Annotated in this window: 9 protein-coding genes; 6 read left to right on the top strand and 3 right to left on the bottom strand. The window is 44.5% G+C overall.

Going from position 1 to position 17,202, the window contains the following annotated elements; all coding sequences use genetic code 11:
- Nucleotides 1-12 precede the first annotated feature (12 nt).
- Both IDJ77_RS23720 and IDJ77_RS23715 read right to left on the bottom strand, forming a co-directional pair.
- Nucleotides 13-3,201 carry a SusC/RagA family TonB-linked outer membrane protein gene (locus tag IDJ77_RS23720; protein WP_191191470.1) on the bottom strand — a complete coding sequence of 1,063 codons (3,189 nt, stop codon included), beginning with the start codon at nucleotides 3,199-3,201 and terminating at the stop codon, nucleotides 13-15.
- Between the two features lie 593 nt (nucleotides 3,202-3,794).
- Nucleotides 3,795-7,964, bottom strand: a complete 4,170-nt coding sequence (locus IDJ77_RS23715) for a two-component regulator propeller domain-containing protein (protein WP_191191469.1) — start codon at nucleotides 7,962-7,964, stop codon at nucleotides 3,795-3,797.
- Between the two features lie 304 nt (nucleotides 7,965-8,268).
- Here IDJ77_RS23715 and IDJ77_RS23710 point away from each other — a divergent pair, with 304 nt between their 5' ends.
- Nucleotides 8,269-8,946 carry a response regulator transcription factor gene (locus tag IDJ77_RS23710; protein ID WP_191191468.1) on the top strand — a complete coding sequence of 226 codons (678 nt, stop codon included), beginning with the start codon at nucleotides 8,269-8,271 and terminating at the stop codon, nucleotides 8,944-8,946.
- Nucleotides 8,943-10,190, top strand: a complete 1,248-nt coding sequence (locus tag IDJ77_RS23705) for a sensor histidine kinase (RefSeq protein WP_191191467.1) — start codon at nucleotides 8,943-8,945, stop codon at nucleotides 10,188-10,190. The genes IDJ77_RS23710 and IDJ77_RS23705 overlap by 4 nt, the downstream gene beginning before the upstream one ends.
- A gap of 30 nt (nucleotides 10,191-10,220) precedes the next feature.
- Here IDJ77_RS23705 and IDJ77_RS23700 read toward each other — a convergent pair whose 3' ends face one another.
- Nucleotides 10,221-10,943 (bottom strand): tetratricopeptide repeat protein, encoded by a 723-nt coding sequence (locus tag IDJ77_RS23700; RefSeq protein WP_191191466.1) that lies wholly within the window; start codon nucleotides 10,941-10,943, stop codon nucleotides 10,221-10,223.
- A 205-nt stretch (nucleotides 10,944-11,148) separates the two neighbouring features.
- On the opposite strand from IDJ77_RS23700, the gene IDJ77_RS23695 reads away from it, so the two are divergent.
- From IDJ77_RS23695 to IDJ77_RS23680, 4 genes are all read left to right on the top strand, one after another.
- Nucleotides 11,149-12,384, top strand: coding sequence for a TolC family protein (locus IDJ77_RS23695; RefSeq protein WP_191191465.1), 1,236 nt, complete (start codon nucleotides 11,149-11,151; stop codon nucleotides 12,382-12,384).
- Nucleotides 12,381-13,322, top strand: a complete 942-nt coding sequence (locus IDJ77_RS23690) for an efflux RND transporter periplasmic adaptor subunit (RefSeq protein WP_191191464.1) — start codon at nucleotides 12,381-12,383, stop codon at nucleotides 13,320-13,322. The genes IDJ77_RS23695 and IDJ77_RS23690 overlap by 4 nt, the downstream gene beginning before the upstream one ends.
- Nucleotides 13,319-16,384: an efflux RND transporter permease subunit gene (locus IDJ77_RS23685; RefSeq protein ID WP_224751212.1), complete on the top strand. Its 3,066-nt coding sequence runs from the start codon at nucleotides 13,319-13,321 to the stop codon at nucleotides 16,382-16,384. Before IDJ77_RS23690 ends, IDJ77_RS23685 begins: the two co-directional genes overlap by 4 nt.
- Before the next feature lie 140 nt (nucleotides 16,385-16,524).
- Nucleotides 16,525-17,202 carry a response regulator transcription factor gene (locus tag IDJ77_RS23680; protein ID WP_191191463.1) on the top strand — a complete coding sequence of 226 codons (678 nt, stop codon included), beginning with the start codon at nucleotides 16,525-16,527 and terminating at the stop codon, nucleotides 17,200-17,202.

The raw sequence follows: 17,202 nt of genomic DNA, 5'->3' as shown, positions 1-17,202 counted from the left end.
AATTTTATCTTCTTATTTAAAAGTTACATTTAAACCCACGGTATAAAACCTCGAACCAGGGTATGTACCATTATCCACACCATTCTGCGTCGCGTTTCCGTTTTGAACACCAATTTCCGGATCTAAACCAGTGTATTTGGTAATAGTGAAGAGGTTTTGTGTTGAGAAATAGATCCTCACTTTAGATAATAAGGCTTTCTCTGTAATCAACTTAGGTAAAGTATAACCTACTGTAACGTTTTTCAATTTAAGGAAGCTACCATTTTCTATCCATGCGTTAGAAGGTACGTTGCTGCCGATTGCATCATCGTTGTAAGTGGCACGCGAGTACACGTTAGACGGGTTAGATGCTGTCCAACGGTTGTTAAAATAATCTACACTAACATTCTCTACACCAACAAAGCCACGGTTTTGGAAGCTTTGTAATGCGCTTTGCTGATAGTTAAGGATCTTGTTACCGTATACGCCGTAGAAGTATGCATTAAAATCGAACGCTTTGTAAGAAAGATCGATATTGAAACCACCAAAGAATTTTGGTAACGGGCTACCGAGGCTAACCTGGTCAGACGGGGTTACCTGTCCATCGCCATTTGTATCGGCAAAGTAACGGTCGCCCGGCGCTGTTGCTGTTTTTTGGTAGAACGGATTTGATGGGTTTTTAGCTGCTGCCGAAGCATTCAAAGCATCTATTTGTGCTTGTGTTTGGAAGATGCCAAGCGATTTGTAACCGTAGAATTCGCCCACCGGCTGGCCTATGTAAGTTTGCGTAAAGGTAGACCATCCTATACCTGTTAAACCCAAACCACCAAAGTTTGATACAAAGGTAGTACCTGAAGCAATTTCGGTTAATTTGTTTTTGATGGCAGATACGGTTAAACCAAAGCCGTAATGGAAATCACGGGTAGTATGGTTGTAATTTATAGCAACCTCCAAACCTTTGTTTTCCATGCTGCCTACGTTACGGGTTAAAAAATTATAACCAGATTGGGCGGGAGCAGCAAGCGTTAACAAGAAATCTTTCGACCGTCTTTTGAAAACGTCAACAGTTAATGTCAGTTCGCCATTTAAAAACGATGCGTCCATACCAAAATCTGTCATGTAATCAGTTTCCCACCTTAATAGTGGATTGGCTGGCTGAGTTTGAATGATACCCGGCTGGAAGATCTTATCAAACGGATAACCACTGTTTCCACTGGTAGCCGCTGCCGAGCCCGATGCGTAAAGTGCAAGAGTTTGGAATGGTGGAATAGAACCCTGGTTACCCACTTTACCGTAGCTACCTCTGAATTTCAGATCAGATAACCAATTCACATCCTTCAGGAAAGATTCTTCCTTAGCTTTCCAGGCAACAGCACCTGATGGGAATACGCCATATTGGTGCCCCGGATCGAACTTGGAAGAACCATCGCGCCTTACAGTACCTGTAATTAAATATTTATCAGTGAATTTGTAGGTTAACCTTGCATACTGAGACTTAAGCGCATAAATGGTTTCACCGTTACCATATCTATCTAACTGAACGTTGGTAGCCTGGCCTAAATCGCGAATGGAGCTGTTTGGCGGAATACCACTACCTCCCATTGAACTGTACGTGATCTCCTGCTGAGAAACACCACCTACAAAGTCGATGCTATGGTCACCAAAGGTTTTGGTGTAAGCGATGGTGTTTTCCCAGGTATAATCAAACGTGCTGTTGATATGCTGATTGTAGTTACCATTGGCTGGTACCGCACCCGGACCGTATTGCGACTGTGCACGGGTATCCTCCGGCTGCAGATAGTAGCCCGAATAGCTTTTATTGTTAATACCCAAGAAAGTTTTTATCCTTAAACCGTCAATAATGGTAGCTTCCAATGACGTGTTAGCTAGTAAAAAATTACTAATGTTTTTATACTGGTTAGTTTCTATCGAGTAAACCGGGTTATTATATTTAGAGGTGTAGGTATTAAGAGGGTTGTAAAAACCATAGTTACCATTACCATCTTTTATTTGGTTGGTTAATTTGTTACCGCCATCAAGCGTAGGGATCAGTTGCGTTAAATTACCTAAGGCACCTGTACCGTAAGGGTTGTTGGCGTTTTGGTAGGTGTATTTAACACTTGTTGCAGATTTCAACCATTTGGTGGCCTGGTAATCTAAGTTAGAGCCCAAGGTTACCCGTTTAAAAAATGAATTTAAAACGATACCTTTTTGATCGTAATAGCCGACTGAAGTAGCCGACTGAACTTTCTCGTTACCGCCACGAATAGCTAAACTGTAATTTTGCGTTTTTGCAGTTTGATAAATAGCATTTTGCCAATCTACATTAGTAAGAGATGATGGATCGCGCCATGCCGGCAGCTCCTGAAAGTTGTGCTGCGGATCGGCATCAGCAACTTCGTTGGCCAGTGTAGCCCATTGCTGCGCGTTTAACAACTTATATTGTTTAGGCTTGCTTTGAAAAGCGCTGTATGCATCAAATGTAACTTGCACACCGCCATCTTTTCTGCCTTTTTTTGTAGTAACGATAACTACACCATTTGCAGCCCTAACACCGTAAATGGCGGTAGACGATGCATCTTTCAATATATCGATAGAAGCAATGTCGCTTGGGTTGATATTATTGATACCGCCGTCTATTGCGTATCCGTCTACAACATATAACGGGTTATTACCGCCGCTGGCCAAACTACCAACACCACGTATTAATATGGTAGTGTTACCACCCGGGGCACCATCGTTACTGGTAACCTGTACACCAGATGCACGCCCTTGTAAGGCATTCTCCAATGTAGGTACAGGTATTTTAGCAATGGTTTCTGCATTAACAGAACTTACCGAACCGGTAAGGTCCTTACGTTTTGCAGTACCGTAACCTATTACAACAACTTCGTTTAAAGCACTTGTGCTTGATGTTAATCTGAAGTTGTAAACAGTGGCACTGCCCAACGGCACTTCCTGGCTGGCGTAACCAATAACAGATGCAACTAACGTTCCTGTGCCCGGAACAACTAATTTAAAAGAGCCGTTAACATCAGTTACCACGCCTATTGTGGTACCCTTAACACCAACACTGGCGCCGGGTATAGGCGAACCGTTTGTTTCGGTTACGGTACCTGTAATTTGCCGGGTTTGGGCATAGCCGGCCATACTCATCAGGCAAAGCGTGATGCTTGTGCAGAGTAGTACTACAAGATTTTTAATTTGTAATTTTCTCATCATACATTTAATTTTTTCTAAAGTTTAATTGGTTGTGGTTGATAACAGGGGCTTACGGACAAAGCCTTTATCATCGGAAGTAAAAGTATCAGACAATCGATTGGATTAATACCACAAATGTTAACGTTTATATAACAAATGTTAATAGGGCTACTACAAGCTATATACTGTTAAAATAGTATCAGTTTGTGCCAAAAGAGGTTAAATGAAGCCTATTTTTAAAGAAAATTGGCGTAACGAGCGTAAGTGATGATAAAGCTGATTAACAATTGCGGTATGCTGCGGGCACGCTTTAATAAGGGTTATGTGATGAGTATTTAGCCGTAGCTAATTTGTATACCTAAGATGAATCGCCCCAAAATAAAAAAGGCACCCAGTTCTCAGGCAGGGCGCCATTTACCAATACTTGAACCAACTAACCCCAAAAACATGCAAACATATTTATGAAGAAGCGTTATTATACGTTTAGGCAATACACCAATGTAAAACTTAACGTGCTGTAAAATTAATGTGATAGTAAAAAAAAGACTACCACTATTTATTACATCTATACAATAAATGTTAACACCAATATAAAGGATGCAGAAAGGCTAATATTAAACCAGTTCGGTTTCTTTTTCTTTGTTCCTCAGCTCTGTAATATATTCTGATGGCAGTATACCATATTCCTCGCGGAACACTTTGGCAAAGTAGGCAGCGTTATTAAAACCAACCTCGTAGGCTACGTTGGCTATACTTAGCTTGCTTTTCTCTAACAGCTGCACAGCCCGTTTTAAGCGGATGGTGCGGATACAGTCTACCGGGGTTTTGCCGGTAAGAGTGAGTAATTTTTTGTAAAGCGATACCCTGCTGAGGTTTAAATGCCTTGCCAGTTCTTCTACCGAAAAATTGAGATTGGTGATATTTAGCTCGATGTATTCGAACGCGTTTTTAAGGAACTTGTCATCCTCAGATACCACGGTGATATCCTTCGCATTTACTTCTATCTGTTTTTGATAGGTTTTTTTGAAGGTCGTCTGCATCCGCAGGGAATTATGGATCTTGGAGAGCAGTATCTCGAAGTTGAACGGTTTAATAATGTAATCGTTGGCTCCGCTATCAAGGCCGGCAAGCTGGTCTTCTTCGGTACCCAGGGCGGTAAGCAGTATCACGGGGATCTCGGCGGTGCGGGTATCTGCCTTTATCTTTTTACACAGGTCAATCCCGTTCATTACCGGCATACTGATATCGCTTACAATGAGTTTTGGGTGCATGGCCAGCGCCTTTTGCCAGCCATCCTTACCGTTAACGGCTTCTACAATGTGGAAACTATTCTTAAGGTTATCCTTCAGGTAAAAACGCAGGTCGTCATTATCCTCTACCAGTAAAATGGTTGGTTTTTTGCCGGCTCCGGGTGTGTTTTCAGGATTCTTCAGAATTGCCGGTTCCGTTTCCAGTAATTGGGCATCAGCAATAACGGGGATATCCTTTGCATCCGATTGCTTACCCACCGGCAGGGCAATGGTAAAGCAGCTGCCGTAGTCGGGCTCGCTTTCTATCTCAATGGTGCCGCCCTGCATCTTCACAAATTCGCGTGTAATAGATAAACCGATACCGCTCCCCTGGTTTAGCAGGTTCTCGGGCATATCATCCTGGAAGAAGCGTTCGAAGATCTTCTCCTGGTTTTCTTTCGGGATACCTATGCCGGTATCTATCACCTTTATTTCCAGCATGTTTTGCGCGCCCGGGTTTTCGTTAATACCGGCCATGCTCAGCATTACGCTGATATGCCCGCCCGATGGCGTAAATTTGAAGGCATTTGAAAGCAGGTTGAACAAGATCCGTTCAATCTTATCATGGTCGAAATCGGTTACGTACGAGCAGATATCGCTTTCTATTAAAAACTGGATCTGCTTTTGCTGTGCCACATCTTTAAATGAGGAGGATACCTCTTTAATAAACTGAACAATATCGCCCTTCTTCAGGGTCAGTTTGAGCTCGTTGTACTCCATCTTACGGAAATCGAGCAGCTGGTTAACCAGGTTGAGCAGGCGTTTGCCGTTTCTTTTGATAGTAACCAGCTGGTTTTGCTGTTCGGGCCGTTCGGTTGTTTTAATGAGGTTATCAATAGGCGATAATATCAGCGAAAGCGGCGTGCGGAACTCATGACTTACGTTGGTGAAAAATTTTATCTTCATCAGATCCAGCTGGTGCATACGGCGGGCCTCTTCGCGCTCCTGCGCTATTTTACGCTCGGCTTCCATTTTTGCCTGCCGGGTATCAAACTGTTGCTTTAACTTCAATATACCGCGGTGGCGGATATAAAGCAGCCCCCCTGCCAGTATAATAAAGTAGCTAAAATAAGCAAAGGGCGATTTTAAAAACGGCGGCTTCACCGTAATGTTTAGCGCGATGGTATCATCCAGGCTTGCATTTTGCGTACGTACTTTAAACACATAGTCGCCGCCATCCAGGTTGGTATAGGTAGCTTTGCGGTTATTGCCTGCAACAGTTATCCAGCCTTTATCAAAGCCTTCCAGCTTGTACTCAAATTTTATTTTATCGGGGTTAAAATAATCGCAGGCGGCAAATTCAATATCAAAAACGTTCTGGTTATGCTCCAGCGTTATTTCTTTGGTTTCTGATAACGCCTTCGTTAAAATAACATCGCCGTCTATGGTGTCGCCTACGGTTACACTCTTATTAAAAAGGTGCATATCGGTAAACAATAGGTTTGGCTTTGGTTTAAAGGTATTTACGATACCCGGGTCGAATAAATTAAACCCGTTGATACCGCCAAAAACCAATTCGCCGCTCCGTAACCTTAATGCCGAATATAAGTTGAACGCGCGGCCCTGTAAACCATCCAGTTCGTTATAATTGTTTATCTCTGCTTTGTATTTTCCGCCAACCTGGCTAAGCATTATGCGTGCCAGTCCGTTGGTGGTGCTCACCCACATTTTGCCTTCCTTATCCTCCACAATGTTTGATACGTTGTTGGCAGGCAGATTAACCCCTTCTTCTATATTGAGGAAATTATTGGTTTTGGTATCTAAAATGCTCAGCCCATCCTTGGTGCCTATCCATATCAGTCCGCGCCTGTCCTGGGTAATGGCGTTTACATCGTTACCAACCAAACTGTTCAGGTTTTTGGGTTCGGATGAGTAGTGCCTTATTTTATTGGTTTTATAATCAATAACGTCTACACCTTTATCACGCCCTATCCATTTATTTTTATCCTTATCCTCGTAAATAATGGCAGTATATTCCGAGTTCAGGGAATATTTGGGATGTTTAAAGGAATTTGTTTTAGGGTCGAAAACGTTATAGCCGCCGGCGAAGGTACCCACCCACATTTCGCCTTTATGGTCTTCCATAATGGTATAAATACGATCGTCGCCTATGCTGCCCGAATCGTTTGGATTGTGACGGTAGTGCGTGAACTTTTTACCGTCGAAACAATCCAACCCGCCAAAGTAGGTGCCTATCCACAGTTTATGTTGCTTATCTATGTATAGCTTGATAATGATATCATTAGCAATACTGTTAGGATCTGCAGAGTTGTGCTTAAATTGGGTAAATGTATTATTAGCACGGTTGAAATAAATAAGTCCGCTGTTGTTGGTGCCTATCCATAAATTGTTTTTATCGTCTTCGGCAAATGTGTTTATATCTCCGTAAGGCAGGCTTTTGGGGTCGCTGTTAAAGTGTTTAAACAACGGGAACTGCATTATGCCGCTATGGTAATAGTTTACACCCTGTTTAAAAGTGCCGGCCCAAATAATACCCGAATTATCCTTATAAAGGTTAAGGCTGTTGCCGCTAAGGGATTTTGCATCATCGGGCTTGCTCATAATAAAGCTCACCTTGTTGGTTTTCGGGTCGATAATGTTGGCGCCGCCATGATCGCTACCAAGCCATATTTTGTTATCATCGGCCTGCACAATACTGTTTATTACGTTGGAGTTTAACCTTGCCTGTGGGGTATCTTTACTATAATGCGTAAGGGAATTGGTTATGGTATTGTAGCTGAAAGCGCCTATAGGTGCCGCATCCGAGCTTATCCAGATGTTACTCTTATTATCAAGCAGCAGGGTATAGTTTGATGGCCTTAAGCTATTGGCTTTGGCAAAGCCATCGTATCGGCGGGTAATTTTATTAGTGCTGGTATTTAATTCCTCAATAATGGCATCGCTATAAAGCAGCCAAACATTGCTTTGCGGGGTAATTACCACATCCATCACATTGTTAGAGTGAAGCCTTGCTTTAGAACTGGGTAAGGTGCTGTAAAAAAATGTGCTGCGGTTGGTAGGGTTATAGCAATACAGCCCGGCATTATCGGCAATAAACCAAAATCTGCCCGCTGCATCTTTACGCACATGCGTTATACGGGTGGTAAAGATCTTATAAAGGGAAGTTTCGGCGGCAATGTTGTTGGATATCTTTTCGGTTTGGGGGTTGTAAATGCTTAAATTACTATGTGTAAAAATCCATAATTTACTATCGGGCCCCTGCTCTATCCGCACTACGTGGTTCTCGGCCAGCGAATTGGGGTTTTTGTTATCGCGCTTAAATATTTTGAATTTAGAGCCATCGTACCGGTTAAGGCCCGATGTGGTGCCAAACCATACAAAACCTTTTTCATCCTTAAAAATGCAGTTCACCTGGTTATCAGAAAGCCCGTTGGTAATATCGAGATGCGAAAACTCATAGGTATTTTTCTGAGCAAAAAGCTGCTGTTGCAACAGCACACACAATACACAGGACACGTATAGTTTAAGTCTCATAATAGTATAATTGGCACCGGTAATTTCAGGGGGGTATTACCGAAATAAAATTAGAGAATAATTGTCACATCCACACTAAACAGTAAAAAGATATTTCATGAAAAAATCAAAACAACATCTCACCCATAAATTTAACACATTTAAAATACTGGCTATCAATTACTTGATTCAAAAAACCAATACGCTTATTATACAAAAACTTTTTAAAGCCTGATAAAACGCAACTATAAACCAGGCATTTATACTATCAACAGGCAATAATACCGTACAGGTTTTCTACAATTTTTACTGCTAACTTTATACGGTGAAGATATTGATAATTGAAGACGAAACCGGGCTGAGGGAAAGCATTGAAGCTTATTTTACAGGGGGCGACAGCATATGCGAAACCGCCAGCGATTTCACCGCGGCCCTTGCGAAAGTAAGCGTGTACCGGTACGATTGCATTATACTGGACCTTACCCTGCCGCATGGCAACGGACTGGATATTATCCGTCACCTGAAGAATAACCAGCATAACGATGGTGTGCTTATCGTATCTGCCAAAAACTCGCTGGACGACCGGCTGATGGGCCTGGACCTTGGGGCCGACGACTACCTCACCAAACCATTTCACTTATCCGAGCTAAAATCGCGCGTTACGGCCATTGTACGGCGCAGGTCCTTTAATGGGAACAGCCTGCTTAAGTTTAATGAACTGAGCATCGATCTTGGTGCCAAAACTGTGGCCGTGAACGGTACCTTTGTAAAATTTACCCGTAAGGAGTATTCGCTGCTGCTATATTTTATTGCTAATAAGGGCAAAGTGGTATCAAAAAACGCCATTGCCGAACATCTTTGGGGCGACAGCATCGATATCGCCGACAACTTCGATTTCATTTACTCGCACATTAAAAACATCCGCAAAAAACTGGTGGAAGCCGGCGCGCACGATTATATACAGGCAGCCTACGGTATGGGGTATAAATTTACCGAGGCATGAAACTGCTTAACAAGTATAACCGCATTAATATTGCCGTTACCATTGGCATTATGCTGGTTACCGGCATCATCTATTATTACGCCATTAGCCATATATTAACCAAACGGATAGATAAAGACCTGGTGCTGGAAGAAAACGAGGTATTTAACTACGTAAGCATCAACCATAAACTGCCGGATGTATACGAATCAAATCATCAGCAGATCACATTTTTACCACTTGGCAAGCAAAATATAAAACGACGGTTTTTAGATACCGTTTATAAAGAATTAGATGAAGATGACCTGGAGGCAGGCCGTGCGCTCATCAGTTCGGTGCAGGTAGGCGGGCAAAATTACAGGATACTGGTAACCCAATCAAAAGTAGAAACCGAGTACCTCATCAAGATCATCTTCCAGATAACCATCTGCGTAATATTTGTGCTGCTGGTACTGCTAACGGTGCTTAACCGGGTAATTTTAAAAAGCATATGGCAGCCGTTTTATAAAGTACTGGCCCAGTTAAAAGATTTTAGCCTGGCTGATAAAGCCAGCGTTAGCAGTACCCCATCGGGCATTGATGAGTTTAAAGAGCTGGACCAGGCAGTAATTGCCATGGCAGGCAGGGTAAGATCCGATTATGAAAACCTGAAAGCGTTTACCGAAAATGCCTCCCACGAATTGATGACACCTATATCGGTTATCAACTCTAAACTGGATACCCTACTACAAACCGATGAGTTTACCGACAGGCAAAGCAAATTGCTTAATGATATCTATGGCACCGTGGCCCGTTTAACGCGCCTCAATAAATCGATGCTGCTGTTAGCCAAAATAGAGAACGGGCTTATTGGCGGCGATGAAGAGGTTGATATAAAAGCGATATTGGAAGAATGCCTTTACCAGCAGGAGGAGATCATCCACAGCAAAAACATTACGCTGGTAACAAACCTGCAGGGCATGCGGGTTAGCGCAAGCAGGCTACTGATGGAAGTGCTGCTAAACAATTTAATAAGCAACGCCATAAGGCACAACTATACCGGCGGCGAAATTACCATTACACTACAGCCCCGGCTACTTACCATAAGCAACAGCGGCAAAAACACTTTTGATATAGAGCAGGTGCTTAAAAGGTTCCATAAGTCCAACGAATCTGAAGGTACCGGCCTTGGGTTAACCATTTGCAAAAAGATTTGCGATAACTATGGGTTCGGGCTCAACTATAGTTTATCAAACGGTATTCATGTTTTCTCCGTAGGGTTTTAATAGTTATGGCTATAGGTTTGAATTGATTGCCTAATTGCTACAGTATTTAATAATAAGGTCGGCTGTTAATCGCTCAGCGCCCAAGCCTTTAGCCTTATTCAAATCATCACAAACAGTGTTCCAATGCTTGAGGTGAATATTTGCTATTGCCCGGTAACAGAACGCAAAAGGATTATCGGGATGTAGATTAATTGAATTATTGATATCAACTAAACCTTCGCTATCCTTATCCAAGTTGATTAAACCATACCCCCGGTTATTTAAAAGGAAAGCCTTAGTTTGTTTATCTTTTGCATACTTTAAACCTTCATTTGCATAGTTTACGGCATCGGCATATTTACCTGATAAAGCAATGTAATAAGATAGATTATTCAATAGGTTGGGGTCGTGCGGAATAATCTTCAATCCCTTATGCAATATTTCCTCACACTTATCAAAATTTCCGGATTGCCCATACATATAAGACAAGTCGAGGTATTTCAATTTGTTCCTTGGATTCATTTTGAGTAAAATCTCACAATCATTAGCTGCCGATTGATAATCTTCTAACTCGGCATACGCACTGGCGCGCAGCTGCAGAAATTTGCCATATAACGAATCCTTCGGCGATAACCTGTCAATTTCATGCGTGCATATTTCAATCGACTTCGAATATTGCTTGTTATCGAAATAGGCATTGGCCTCAGAAAGTTTACTGGTTTGTAGTGTAAATACACAACCCAGCACTAAAATTGTATTTATAAGGTGAGACATATGATATTGGAAAATCTGAATTAAAATTAAGAAAAAGATCTGATTGGCGTAGCTGTAGTTAATCGTGGTTATTGCGAGCCCGCAGAGCCTCTTTGAAAAAGGTGTAGTCTGCAATGCCTACATATTATCGCACACAAAATTTCTACAGATTTCTGTACCAGATTTACAAACAAACCTTTTAAACAGGTTCTGTAGCCGATACCGAATGAAATACATCTTATCCCTGTTTGCTTTTATCCTCACCATATCCATCTGTTATGGGCAAAGCAAAACGCTGGATGAATACCTGCAGCAAGCTTTAAAGAACAGCCCGCTGATAAAGGACCTGAACAACCAGGTGCTGGCAGCCCAAATAGATAGCGTACGCATCCTCGCCGGTTTTAAACCACAGGTTGCCCTGAATGCGGGCGGGCTTTATGCCCCGGTGATAAAAGGTTACGGCTATGCCGCTGCCATCACTAACGAACGCACGCTAAACGGGCAGCTTACGGTTAGCAAAACCTTCATCGGTAACAATTACCTCAACACCCAATTCGCGGCCATCGGGCTTAGCCAGGATTCGTTGCGCAACAGCGTAAAACTATCCGAGCAGGACCTGCGCCGTACCATTATTGGCCAATATATTACCGCTTACGGCAGCCTGCAGCAACAGCAGTTTAACCAGGAAGTTGTTGACCTGCTTACAAAGGAAGAAGAACTGCTAAAAAAACTCACCCGCAGCAACGTATACCGCCAAAGCGATTACCTCACCTTTTTGGTTACCCTAAAAGGGGCGCAGCTACAGCTCTCGCAAACCAAACTGCAATACAAAACAGATTACGCCACGCTGAACTATTTAAGCGGCATAGCTGATACCACCATCAGTGAGATAGCCAAACCCGAATTGCAGCGCGCCGTAGTTTACGACCGCAGCAACAGCATATTTTTTAAACAATACCAGCTGGATAGCATGCGCCTGGCAAACAGTCGTAAGTTGATAGATTATAGTTATCGCCCAAAATTAAGCGCCTTTGCCGATGGTGGCTACAACTCTGATCTCACCAGCCAGTACTACAAAAACTTCGGCGCAAGCGTTGGCTTTAGCCTTACCATGCCTATATACGATGGCGGGCAAAAAAAGCTTGCTTACAAAAAACTCTCCTTAGAGCAGGAAACACAGCAGGTGTACAAGGCTTTTTACTTTAACCAGTACAAGCAGCAAATAAACCAGCTAAACCAACAGATAAGAGAATACGACAAACTGATCGCCGAGATAAACGAGCAGTTTAAATATTCGGAAAGCCTGATCAAGGTAAACACCCAGCTGATGCAAACCGGCGATTTGAAGATTGCCGACCTGATACTGGCCATAAACAGCTACCTCAGCATAAAAAATCAGCTTGCCCAAAACGTAATAAGCAGGCTGCAATTGATAAACCAACTTAATTACTGGAGCAGATGATGAAACAATATATAAAACCCTTTACTGTTTTACTGGCCTGCCTGGTAATTACCGCGATTTACAGCTGCGGCGGTGGCTCTGCTGCCGATGAGGAAGAAACCGTGGCAAATCCGCAAACACCCGTTACCATCACTACTATTGATAACAGCGCGTTAGCCGATTCTATCGAATTGAATGCCACCTCCTCTTTCCTGCAAAAAAACTATGTAAAGGCCAATGCTATCGGTTACATCCAAAAAGTGAATATACAGCCGGGGCATTATGTAGAGAAGGGGCAGCTGATGTTCACCATTAAAACCAAGGAGGCGCAAAGCATTGGCAATACCATCAATGTGCTGGATACAACCTTTAAATTCTCGGGCATCAACAATATCCGTGCGTCGCGCAGTGGCTACGTAACCGATCTTATCCACCAGGTGGGCGACTATGTACAGGATGGCGAACAGCTGGCCACCATCAGCGACCGCGAAAGCTTCGCCTTTGTTTTACAGCTGCCTTACGAACTGAAAAAGGTATTGCAAAACAACCAAAACCTGGTACTCACCCTCCCCGATGGCGAAAAGCTGAACGGGCATGTGGCCAGTACCATGCCGTCGGTAGATTCGCTTTCGCAAACACAGGGCATCGTCATTAAAGTAAACAGCAGCCACCCGATCCCTGATAACTTGGTTGCTAAGGCGCTCATTATTAAAACGGCGAAAAGCAGCGCGCCATCGCTGCCAAAATCTGCCGTACTCTCCAACGAAACGCAGGACGAATTTTGGGTAATGAAACTGATAAACGATACCACCGCCATAAAAACGCCGGTGAAAAAAGGCATCGAATCGGGCGGCAGGGTGGAGATCATCTCGCCGAAATTCAACACTAACGACAGGATAGCCGTAAGCGGCAATTATGGTTTGGCCGACACCGCTAAGGTTAAAATTGTGAAACCATGAACCAGCTGGAAAACTTTTTCATCACCCATAAAAAGCCCATTAGCCTGGTGCTTTTTATGGTGCTGCTGGGCGGGATCTTTTCCTACTCGCGCTTGCAGACCTCGCTTTTCCCCGAAATTACCTTCCCAAAAATAAAGATCATCGCCGATGCAGGCCTGCAGCCCGTAAACAAAATGATGGTTACGGTTACCAAGCCGCTGGAGAACGCCGTTAAGCAAGTGCCCGACTTGCATTACGTGCGCAGTACCACCAGCCGCGGCAGCTGCGAGATCTCGGCTTATATGAATTGGGATGCCGATATCGACCTTAGTCAGCAACGCATCGAATCGCGCATAGCGCAGATCAAAAACATCCTGCCGCCCGAGGTAAATGTATCGGTAGAGAAGATGAACCCTTCCATCCTCCCGGTGAGCGGCTACACGTTAGAGAGCCATAATCTCTCTCCCATAGAACTGAAGCAGCTGGCCACTTACACAGTAAAGCCATTCCTGTCGCAGGTGGATGGCGTATCCGAGATCAGGGTTATTGGCGGCAAAACCAAAGAATATTGGCTGGTGCTCGACAGGCAAAAAATGAGCGCGCTGGGCCTTACGCCCGATATGATCAGCAATACGCTTACGCAAACGGCCTTCATCAAATCAAACGGGTACCTGGCCGATTATAAGATGCTGTACCTCACTGTGACCGATGCCAGCGTAAACACCAGCGAGCAACTGCAAAACCTGGTGCTGAGCAATAACCGCAAGCGGGTTATCCAGTTGAAAGATATTGCGGAGATCCAAATAAACCCCGGCGTGGAGTATACCAAGATAAACGCCAACGGGCACGAGGGTGTGCTGATAGCGGTTATTAAACAGCCCAACTCCAACCTGGTAGACCTCTCTGCCGCCATAACGGCCAAAGTTGCCGACCTGCAAAAGGTACTCCCCAAAGGCGTTACCCTAAAACCCTACTACGTACAGGCCGATTTTGTAAACGAATCGGTAAAGAGCGTGAGCGATAGCTTGTGGATTGGTTTAGCGCTGGCCATTATTGTGGCTATTATTTTTCTGCGCTCGTTAAAGGCAAGCGCAACGATATTGATCACCATCCCCATTACGCTTTGCCTTACGCTTATTATGCTGTATGCCTTTGGCTACACACTAAATATCATGACGCTGGGTGCTATTGCGGCTGCCATAGGTTTAATTATTGATGATGCCATTGTGGTGGTAGAGCAAATTCACCGCACGCATGAAGAGCACCCCGAAGAGCCAACGCTCACCCTGTTAAAGAAAGCTATCGATTACCTGTTCCCTGCTATGGTGGGCTCCTCTATCAGTACCATCGTCATATTTATCCCCTTTTTGATGATGACCGGGGTGGCAGGCGCCTATTTTAAGGTAATGACCGATACCATGATCATTACCCTTGCCTGTTCCTTTTTTGTAACCTGGATAGGCTTGCCGGTAATATACCTGCTGCTCACCAAAGAAAAACCTGCCAACAGCAAGCTGGCTAAAGAGGAGGTGCATGAGGTAAAAAGACAGCGCTGGGTATCGTTCTTTATCCTCAATCCTCTTATCAGTATTATCATGATCCTGGCCCTGGTAGCCGTCATCATATTTATCCCGGGCAGGCTCGAAACCGGCTTTTTGCCCGATATGGATGAAGGCAGCATCGTGCTGGATTACACTTCCCCCCCGGGTACCTCCTTAGAGGAAACCGACCGGATGCTGCGCGAGATAGAGAAACTCATTATTAAAGAACCGGATGTTGCCACCTATTCGCGCCGTACAGGCACGCAGATGGGCTTTTTTATTACCGAGCCAAACACCGGCGATTACCTGATCCAGTTAAAAAAGGGCCACAGCAAAACTTCCGAGGAAGTAATTACCGATCTGCGTACACAGATAGAAGCTTCGCAGCCTGCCCTGCGGGTAGATTTTGGGCAGGTAATTGGCGATATGCTGGGCGATTTGATGACATCCACGCAACCTATCGAAATAAAAGTATTTGGCGACGACCAAGCCAAACTGCAAACGCTCGCCAAACAAATAGCAGATATCACCACCAACGTACAAGGCACGGCCGATGTATTTGATGGCATTGTGATAGCGGGCCCATCGGTAAACATTGTGCCCGATTATGCCAAACTTGCGCAGTATAACCTTACCCCCGCCGCGCTGCAAACGCAGGTACAATCTGCACTGGAAGGGAACGTAATCGGTAACCTCTTCGAGCGGGAACAGCAATCACCTATTCGCATGGTATACCCAGGCAGCCGGATGCAGGATGTAGCAGGCATCAAAAACCTGAATGTATTTTTAGCCGACGGCAGGCTGATCCCCATCACCTCGCTGGCTACGGTAGAACTTCACCCCGGCGATGCCGAGGTTGAACGCGAAAACCTGCAGGCCATGGGCGTTATCAGCGCCCGGTTAGAAAACAGCGACCTGGGTACGGTGATCCCTGCCATCCAAAAAGGCATTGCCGATAAGGTAAATTTACCGCCCGGTTACCACGTAGAATATGGCGGCGCCTACGCCGAGCAGCAGCAATCGTTTAAAGAATTACTGATGATATTGATCACCTCCAGTCTGCTGGTTTTTGGGGTGATCCTGTTCCTGTTCAAGCAGTTCAGGATAGCGCTGCTAATATTGGTAATAGCCGTGCTGGGCATTGGCGGCAGTATGCTGGCCCTATTCTTAACCAATACCCCGCTGAATGTGGGCAGCTATACCGGGCTCATCATGATCGTAGGCATCATTGGCGAGAATGCCATTTTCACTTTCTGGCAATTCCGCGAAAGCGCGAAAACCGGCTCGATAGATGAGGCGATAGTTTATTCCATCTCCACCCGCCTCCGCCCAAAACTGATGACAGCGCTGGGTGCCATTATCGCCCTTGCCCCACTGGCATTAGGTATAGGCGCGGGCGCGCAACTGCACCAGCCATTGGCCATAGCCGTTATCGGGGGCTTTTTGGCGGCCCTGCCCTTGTTGCTGATTGTTTTGCCAAGTATGATCCGCGTGTTTTACCGTAACCATAATTTTAATAAACCGGTGGTAAAGCAACCGTAAAGTGGCTTGTTCGGGCTTGTTCGCGCTACAGGTCGAACGCGAACAAGCTTTTAACTTACCCTATTATTGCTATTGGATATTATAATCCCAATAGGCTAACTTTGCCGCATCGCCTTATTTGAAAGGGCAGTATTTGATCTATGGATACCATTTGCCTTGTTGAGGATAACGAAAAGGTTTCATCATTTATAAAAAAGGGGCTCAGCGAGCATAAGTACGGTGTTGATGTTACCCCAACAGCCGAAGCCGCCCTGCAAATGCTGCAGCAAAAGAATTACAACCTCGTTATATTGGATGTGATGTTGCCCGGCATGAGCGGTATCGACCTTTGTAAAGAGGTGAGAAAGAACCAGCCGCTGTTGCCCATTTTGATGCTGAGCGCCCTTGGCACCATTGACGACCGCGTTAACGGCCTAAAATCCGGTGCCGACGATTACCTGGTAAAACCCTTTCACTTTAATGAGCTGCTTGCCAGGATAGAAGCCCTGCTGCGCCGCAAAAAAGTAGCCGAGGAAGAGAACCACATCCTCAGTTTTGGTGGCTTAAAGCTAAACACCTGGGATAAAACCGCCGAGCGCGAAGGCCAGCAGATCATCCTCACCGCAAAAGAATACAGCCTGCTGGAACTGTTTATCCAGCACCCTGCAAAACTCCTTTCGCGCGAGTTTATCATGGAAAAAGTATGGGGCATTAACTTTGATACCGGCACCAACATGGTGGATGTGTATGTAAACTATCTCCGTAATAAAATTCAAAAGGGCTTCGATAAAAAATTGATCCATACGGTAATAGGCATGGGCTATATTTTAAAGGATTAA

Source organism: Mucilaginibacter pankratovii (genome assembly GCF_014773265.1).
GTDB lineage: Bacteria > Bacteroidota > Bacteroidia > Sphingobacteriales > Sphingobacteriaceae > Mucilaginibacter > Mucilaginibacter pankratovii.
The sequence above is the reverse complement of the archived record's forward strand: the minus strand, read 5'-3'. Positions and strand labels throughout refer to the sequence as shown.

Excerpts from the sequence above, each read along its gene's own strand:
- IDJ77_RS23715 (WP_191191469.1), bottom strand. The coding sequence starts at position 7,964 with ATGAGACTTAAACTATACGTGTCCTGTGTATTGTGTGTGCTGTTGCAA.
- IDJ77_RS23695 (WP_191191465.1), top strand. The coding sequence starts at position 11,149 with ATGAAATACATCTTATCCCTGTTTGCTTTTATCCTCACCATATCCATC.
- IDJ77_RS23680 (WP_191191463.1), top strand. The coding sequence starts at position 16,525 with ATGGATACCATTTGCCTTGTTGAGGATAACGAAAAGGTTTCATCATTT.
- IDJ77_RS23705 (WP_191191467.1), top strand. The coding sequence starts at position 8,943 with ATGAAACTGCTTAACAAGTATAACCGCATTAATATTGCCGTTACCATT.
- IDJ77_RS23720 (WP_191191470.1), bottom strand. The coding sequence starts at position 3,201 with ATGATGAGAAAATTACAAATTAAAAATCTTGTAGTACTACTCTGCACA.
- IDJ77_RS23700 (WP_191191466.1), bottom strand. The coding sequence starts at position 10,943 with ATGTCTCACCTTATAAATACAATTTTAGTGCTGGGTTGTGTATTTACA.
- IDJ77_RS23685 (WP_224751212.1), top strand. The coding sequence starts at position 13,319 with ATGAACCAGCTGGAAAACTTTTTCATCACCCATAAAAAGCCCATTAGC.
- IDJ77_RS23690 (WP_191191464.1), top strand. The coding sequence starts at position 12,381 with ATGATGAAACAATATATAAAACCCTTTACTGTTTTACTGGCCTGCCTG.